This is a genomic window from Nitrospirota bacterium (assembly GCA_035873375.1).
Lineage (GTDB): Bacteria > Nitrospirota > Thermodesulfovibrionia > Thermodesulfovibrionales > JdFR-85 > BMS3Bbin07.
The window spans coordinates 20,382-27,216 of the sequence record JAYWMQ010000031.1 but is presented as its reverse complement, the minus strand read 5'-3'; the positions used below and the strand labels follow the sequence as shown (position 1 = coordinate 27,216).

Below are 6,835 nucleotides of genomic sequence, written 5' to 3'. Positions count from 1 at the left end.
TATCTGACCTATCTGACCTATCTGACCTATCTGACCTATCTGACCTATCTGACCTATCTGACCTATCTGACCTATCTGACCTATCTGACCTATCTGACCTATCTGACCTATCTGACCTATCTTGTCAGCTTGTCAGCCTCTCAGAGGCATCCTCACCAAAAAAGTCGTCCCCTCTTCCGAAGATACAAAGTTTACTGTTCCACCTAAAAGGCTGACATTCTTGTGAACAATTGCAAGACCAAGCCCTGTACCCCTTTCCCTGGTGGTGTAAAAAGGCAGAAAAACCTTCTCCCTTATCTCTTCGGGAATCCCCCTGCCGGTATCACTGACTGCTATCAGAAGGCTGTTGCCTTCCCGTTTTGCTATTATTGTGAGAATACCCCCATCCGGCATGGCCTCAACAGCATTGCGGATAAGATTGTAAAATGCCTGTCTCAACAGGACCTCATCACCTTTAAGTGTATAATCCTTAAGTATGGCATCCAGCTTAATATCGTCCCGGTCTTTCAGAAGCTGCTCAACTATGTTTTCAACAATCTCCTTTATATCCACATCCATCATATTGGGGGTTATCGGCTTTGCAAAGGATAGAAAATCTCCGATTATCCTGTCCATAACGTTTATCTCTTTCATTATGGTCTCAACCTCCGGGATGGAGCTGATATCCTTCTTCCTTGACAGTATCTTTGCATAACCTGAAATCACAGCCATGGGATTCCTGAGTTCATGGGCTATTCCGAGGGATATCTCACCAAGAGACGAGAGCCATTCCCGCAGCCTTATCTGTTTTTCAAGGGATTTCAGTTCGGTAAGGTCTGTAAAGATGAGTATCTGTCCAATGGTATCGCCGTTACGGTTAAAGAGGGACGACATATTGAGGCCTATCCACCTCTTCTCACCCGCTGCATTCTCATAGAGATACTCTCCGCGCTTGAGGCTCTTTCTCGTCTCAATAAGTTCCTTAAGGGGGGAGCGGAAGACCTCGTGATAGGGTTTTCCGACAATGTCTTCAGGTCTGTAGCGCAGTATCATGGCAGCCGCATTATTGACCTTTGTCAGCCTGAGGTCGTTGTCAAGACTTACAACACCGCTGGGAACACTCTGGACGATATTGTCACTGTAACTCTCCACCTCCTCTGCACGGTCCTCTGCCCTCTTCCTGAGCTGCTCCAGCTCCCGCTCGTTCTCCTTGAGCCTGGCAACAAGTTCATGAAATGTATCAACCACAAAGGAGACATCCGAACGGTCCTCTTCGGGTTCCTTCCTCTTTTGCCTGAATATCCTTATAAAGAAAAAGAAGAGGAAGATTATTATCACAATAAAGAGCAGCAGGGAGAGTACAAATGTCTGTTCAGTAAAGAAATCCACCTTGTTCATGGTTTAAGAATACCCCCTCAGATAGAGCTTCAACAGCTCCTGTCCCCACAGGACAGAGATTGCCGAGCCAAGGGCAAGGAACGGACCGAATGGTATCCTGGTCTTCCTGCCCTTTCCCTTAAAGAGCATAAGGCCGATACCGATGACCGAGCCTGCCAGGCTTCCCAGGAAAGTCGTCAACAATACACCCTTCCACCCCGTCAGCGCACCCACCATTGCCATCATTTTTATGTCACCACCGCCCATACCGCCTCTACTCAGCACGGCCACGGCATAGAAGAGACCGCCCCCAAGGAAAAATCCTGTAATGGATTGAACCATCCCAAGGTTAGTCCCCCTGTCAAAGGGGTCTGAGACCAGAAAGATCCCCAGAACCAGGGCTATGACTGCACCGGGAAGTGTGATAACATCAGGGATAATCTGAAAATCAAGGTCAATGAATGTGATGACGATCAGGGTTGAAAAGTATATCATGAATACAAGGCTGCTCAGCCCGGGGCCAAACCTCCAGAGCACAAGGACATAACAGAGGCCATTGAGAAACTCAACTACCGGATACCTGAAAGAGATACGCTCTCCGCAGTATCTGCACCTCCCCGCCAGCAGGATAAAGCTGAGCACAGGTATATTGTCCCATGGTTTCAGGCCCTTGCCACAGGAAGGACAACGTGAGGCAGGTCTGACAATCGACAATTCTCTCGGCATCCGGTATATGCAGACATTGAGAAAAGAGCCGATAACAAGACCAAATGCAAAAACAATAGCGTATATCATAACTTCCGAGCCTGAGAAATCAAAGATGAAATCCTGCATTTATGGTAGTTAATCCTCCAGCTTGCTCAATTCACTTACCCTGCTCTTTGCTGCTTCGATCTCCTCGTTGATAGCCTCTATCTCTTTAAGGATAGCACGAATCTCCTGATCAGTAAACACATCAGGACTGGGCGATTCCTTTAATTGTAACACCCTCTCGCCCAGACGCAGAACAACTTCTTCACGTTTTTTCCTGAGAACTTCCATGTTATTAAGGAGCTTGATAATGGCAAGTTCAATATGGAGTCTCTCACTGAACAGAGAGGCAAGCCATCTGAGTCTCTCCACCCCATTTTGAAACCATTTTTTAATACGCAACCAGTGCATCTCACCCTCCTCATCAACTCGTCCTGAATATTTCTATTTTACCACGCCAGAACCTCTCAACCCTATCCCTGAGTAAAGGATACCCTGATAAATCAGGGTCCTTCTCTATTATTTTAAAGGATTCCTTCCTCGCCATACTCAGCAGTCGTGCATCCCTTATCATGTTGGCCACCTTCAGGTCAGGCATGCCCGACTGTCTTGTCCCGAAAAACTCCCCCGGCCCCCTGAGTATAAAATCTTCTTCGGCAATCCTGAATCCGTCGGTGTGTCCGACCATTACCTCAAGCCTCTTCTGCGCCTCTTCTGAAAGCTTACCATAAGCCAGTAAAAAACAGTAAGACTGATGAACCCCCCTGCCCACACGGCCTCTCAGTTGATGCAGCTGAGAGAGTCCGAACCTCTCTGCATGAACAATCAGCATCAGGGAGGCATTGGGAACATCCACACCAACCTCGATAACAGTAGTACTTACAAGTATATCCAGCTCACCGTTTTTGAATGACTGCATTATCTCTTCGCGCTCATCCGGCTTCATCCGTCCATGAATGAGGCCTGTCCTGAAATCAGGGAATATCTTCTCAAATGCCTCTTTCCCCGGTATGGCCGACCTTAAAAACATCTTTTCAGACTCCTCTATCAGGGGGTAGACAATATATGCCTGCCTGCCCTTCTTTATCTCAGACCTGATCAAACCATACAGCTTTCCCTTCTCTCCCTCCCTGAAGAGCCTGGTAATTACCTGCTTTCTCCGAGGTGGAAGCTCATCAATTACAGAGCAGTCAAGGTCTCCGTAAAGTGTCAGGGATAATGTCCTTGGTATGGGCGTTGCCGTCATGACGAGCACATCAGGGTTCAATCCCTTTTTCCTCAGCATGGCCCGCTGCATCACCCCAAACCGGTGCTGCTCGTCAATAACCACCATGCCAAGCCTGTGGAACCTCACATTTTTCTGAATCAGGGCATGCGTGCCTATGATTATATGAACATCTCCGGACTCAATCTCCTGAAGTGGTCTCTCTTTTTTGCTACCGGTAAGGAGCACACACCTCAGCCCCAGCTTCTCCATGAGACTGCGGACGTTCAGATAGTGCTGCTCGGACAGAATCTCTGTGGGGGCCATGAGTGCGGCCTGATAGCCTGACTCAACTGCCACAAGCATCGCCTTTAATGCAACAATGGTCTTGCCGGAGCCCACATCTCCCTGAAGAAGCCTGTTCATCGGTCCCGGACTCTGCATATCCGCCTCTATCTCCGCAAAAACCCTTTGCTGGGCATTGGTAAGCCTGAAAGGAAGCATCTCCTCCACTCTTTTAACCAGCTTGCCCCCTGCCCTGAAAGATATTCCTTTCTCTCCCCCCCTGCCCTTCTTTATGGCCGCAAGACCTGTCTGCAACAGGAAAAATTCCTCAAATGCAAGCCTCCTGTGATAGGCGCTCACTCCCCTGTTTAAGTCGTCCAGGTCAGCCTCCGGCGGGGGGAAATGGATATGTTTAAAAACCTCTTTGATCGGAAGCAGGTCATACCTCTCCAAAATCTCGTCAGGCATATACTCTGCAAGGTGGGAAGAAGCAACGTCAACTATGTTGAACATCATCGTCCTGAGGACCCTTGCCCCAAGGCCTGATGTTGTCCTGTATATGGGCACAATCCTTGATGTATGTATGCTGTCCCGGTCATGCCCTTTGCCGGGAATCTCGTAATCGGGATTCTGCATCTCAAGTCCGGCTCCCGAGTATGGGCCCCTCCTGACAATACCGCTGAGGATAACGGTACTGCCAGGGGAAAAGAGTTTCTTCATATAGGGCTGGTTGAACCACTTCGCCCTCAGAATGCCTGTCTCATCAGCGATGACAAGCTCAAAGATCTTCATCCTCTTTCTGGGGGTATTAATAATATCTGTTGAGATGACACTGCCGGTTACTGACTGGAGCTCTTCATGTCTGAGATCGGCAATCCTGCACTTCAGCCTTCTGTCTTCGTATCTGTGGGGGATGTGGTAGAGGGCATCAGCTACCGTTTCTATTCCAAGTCTTGCAAGTAATTTTGCTTTTCCGGGACCGATGCCCTTAATAAACTGGACGGGATAATCATGGAGGTCTTTATTCATGAATGTGAAGGCATATCTAAGACAGGCAACGGCAGGGATTAAAAAAATCCTGCTGTTACTCAGTCCAGCCCCTGTCCTGACCGTTACCTGAACATAATATACATCTATATTAATCCGCTATTTAATCCGCTGGCTTATCGTTCTCATCCTCGTTCTCATCCTCGTTCTCATCCTCGTTCTCATCCTCGTTCTCATCCTCGTTCTCATCCTCGTTCTCATCCTCGTTCTCATCCTCGTTCTCATCCTCATCCTCATCCTCAGCTCTGCTCTCATCTATCGTCTCTCCAAAGACAGACTCAGCCTCATCCTGTTTAATCTTTGAATACTCGGACTCGCTGATTATGTCAATCTCCCAACCCGTCAGCTTCATGGCAAGCCTGACATTCTGCCCCCGTTTTCCTATAGCAATGGAGAGTTGCTGGTCATTGACAACAACCATGGCAGTGCGGTCCTCTTCATTTATCCCTATTCTGTCGACTGCAGCAGGGCTTAACGCCCTTGAGATAAGCATCCTTGGGTCATCACTCCAGGGGATAATATCTATCCTCTCACCCCTCAGTTCCCTGACAATGGACTGAACCCTGGTACCCTTCATTCCGACACAGGCCCCTACAGGGTCAATGGAGGGATCATTTGAAGTAACGGCGATCTTTGTCCTTTCCCCCGGCTCGCGCACTATATTTTCAATTACTACAATCCTGTCATCTATCTCCGGAACTTCCGTCCTGAATAGCTCAGCAACAAAATCCGGTGAAGTACGGCTAAGGAGTATCTCCGGCCCCTTTGGTGAAACACGGACATCCAGCACAAGAGCCCTGATAGCATCACCCCTCTTCAGGTTCTCTCCCGGCAGGGTCTCCCTGTAAGGAAGCTGGGCCTCAATCCTGCCAAGGTTTACAAAATAGACTCCCCTCTCCTTACGAGTCACAACCCCACTGACAATCTTGCCAACCTTATCCTTGAATTCGTTGTAAACAATCTCCCGCTCCGCCTCCCTGACCTTCTGAACGATAACCTGCTTTGCCGTCTGTGCAGCGATCCTGCCAAAATCATGCAGCTCTAAAGGAATGGCAACATAATCACCCGGATTCTTTTCGGGATCAATCTTCCGGGCCTCTTCAAGAGATATCTCTTCCTCCGGGTTGTTAACCACCTCAACAACATCCTTAAGTACCGAGAGATGAATCTCACAAGTCTGGGGGTCAATGCGTAACTCCACATTCCTTTTACCACTAAACCTCTTCTTGACAGCACTCAAGAGAGCCGACTCAAGCGCCTTGAGCACAGCATCCTTTGGAATCGCCTTTTCCCTGCATATCTGTTCAATGATGTAACAAAACTCTTTATTCATTAAAATTCTATCTCCAGTCTTGCCTTTGAGACAATTTTGTAGGGTATCTCAACCTCTTTATTCTCAAGCTCGAGGACTATAGTGTCCCCCTTTACGGACTTTATCCTCCCGACAAAGAATGTCTGATTGGCTATCCTCTCCGTGGTTACCACCCTTGCCAACCTGCCCTTGAACCGCTCAAAATCCTCTATACCCCTGAGTGGCCTGTCAAGCCCCGGGGTGGTCACCTCCAGGGTGTAAGAGCCCTGAATCGGGTCTTCCACATCGAGCAAGGCCTCCAGTTGTTTGCTGACACGTTCACAGTCCTTTATGCCGATCCCCTGCTCATTGTCGATGATAACCCTTACGATCATCTTTCCCCTCTGTCCGAGCAGCTCCACATCAAAGAGCTCAACCCCTGCTATCTCTGTGGCTTCCCTTGCCAGTTCCCTTACCTTCTTCCTTATTATCTCCCTGGATACCATGTAAACTAAAAATAAAAGAGTGGATTAACCACTCTCCAAAATTCGCTCCTGCACCGGATCTACAGGATGCGTTAACCGTCCCTTCTGATCTACTACTGACAATAGCCAGGGCCGGATAATGTAAAAACGTACATATTAATTTATCAATTTTCCTTATAAAAGTCAAATCCGGGCAGATTTTTCCCGGCATTTCCGTGGTTTAGTTGCTTTTTCCGATTCTCAAAAACAATCATTCAGCAGGGTCAAGGCTGCACTTTAAAGATGAAAATAATATAAAATCAGTGTTAAAATAGACCCTGGCAACGCTTCCGCAACAGGAACATAGTCAGGGATTTATTCCCTTGTCCTGTTATGTTAATATACTTGCTATGTTAATATATACGTATCTTGAATACC

The 6,835-nt window shown here is 47.9% G+C and carries 6 protein-coding genes; all 6 read right to left on the bottom strand.

Going from position 1 to position 6,835, the window contains the following annotated elements; genetic code table 11:
* Positions 1–132: 132 nt before the first annotated feature.
* Entirely contained in the window at positions 133–1,377 is a 1,245-nt protein-coding gene (locus VST71_07195) for an ATP-binding protein (GenBank protein MEC4685500.1), read from the bottom strand.
* Between the two features lie 3 nt (positions 1,378–1,380).
* Positions 1,381–2,190 carry a prepilin peptidase gene (locus VST71_07190; protein MEC4685499.1) on the bottom strand — a complete coding sequence of 270 codons (810 nt, stop codon included), beginning with the start codon at positions 2,188–2,190 and terminating at the stop codon, positions 1,381–1,383.
* A gap of 9 nt (positions 2,191–2,199) precedes the next feature.
* A complete protein-coding gene (locus VST71_07185) occupies positions 2,200–2,517 on the bottom strand; it encodes a hypothetical protein (protein MEC4685498.1) in 318 nt (105 codons plus the stop codon).
* Positions 2,518–2,530: 13 nt separating this feature from the next.
* On the bottom strand, positions 2,531–4,624 hold the full coding sequence (gene recG, locus VST71_07180; protein ID MEC4685497.1) for an ATP-dependent DNA helicase RecG: 2,094 nt from the start codon (positions 4,622–4,624) through the stop codon (positions 2,531–2,533).
* Between the two features lie 121 nt (positions 4,625–4,745).
* On the bottom strand, positions 4,746–5,975 hold the full coding sequence (gene nusA, locus VST71_07175) for a transcription termination factor NusA (protein ID MEC4685496.1): 1,230 nt from the start codon (positions 5,973–5,975) through the stop codon (positions 4,746–4,748).
* Positions 5,975–6,439 (bottom strand): ribosome maturation factor RimP, encoded by a 465-nt coding sequence (locus tag VST71_07170; GenBank protein MEC4685495.1) that lies wholly within the window; start codon positions 6,437–6,439, stop codon positions 5,975–5,977. Before VST71_07170 ends, nusA begins: the two co-directional genes overlap by 1 nt.
* Between the last annotated feature and the right edge of the window lie 396 nt (positions 6,440–6,835).

Coding starts and splice junctions, on each gene's coding strand:
- VST71_07195 (MEC4685500.1), bottom strand. CDS start 1,377: ATGAACAAGGTGGATTTCTTTACTGAACAGACATTTGTACTCTCCCTG.
- VST71_07190 (MEC4685499.1), bottom strand. CDS start 2,190: ATGCAGGATTTCATCTTTGATTTCTCAGGCTCGGAAGTTATGATATAC.
- VST71_07185 (MEC4685498.1), bottom strand. CDS start 2,517: ATGCACTGGTTGCGTATTAAAAAATGGTTTCAAAATGGGGTGGAGAGA.
- recG (MEC4685497.1), bottom strand. CDS start 4,624: ATGAATAAAGACCTCCATGATTATCCCGTCCAGTTTATTAAGGGCATC.
- nusA (MEC4685496.1), bottom strand. CDS start 5,975: ATGAATAAAGAGTTTTGTTACATCATTGAACAGATATGCAGGGAAAAG.
- VST71_07170 (MEC4685495.1), bottom strand. CDS start 6,439: ATGGTATCCAGGGAGATAATAAGGAAGAAGGTAAGGGAACTGGCAAGG.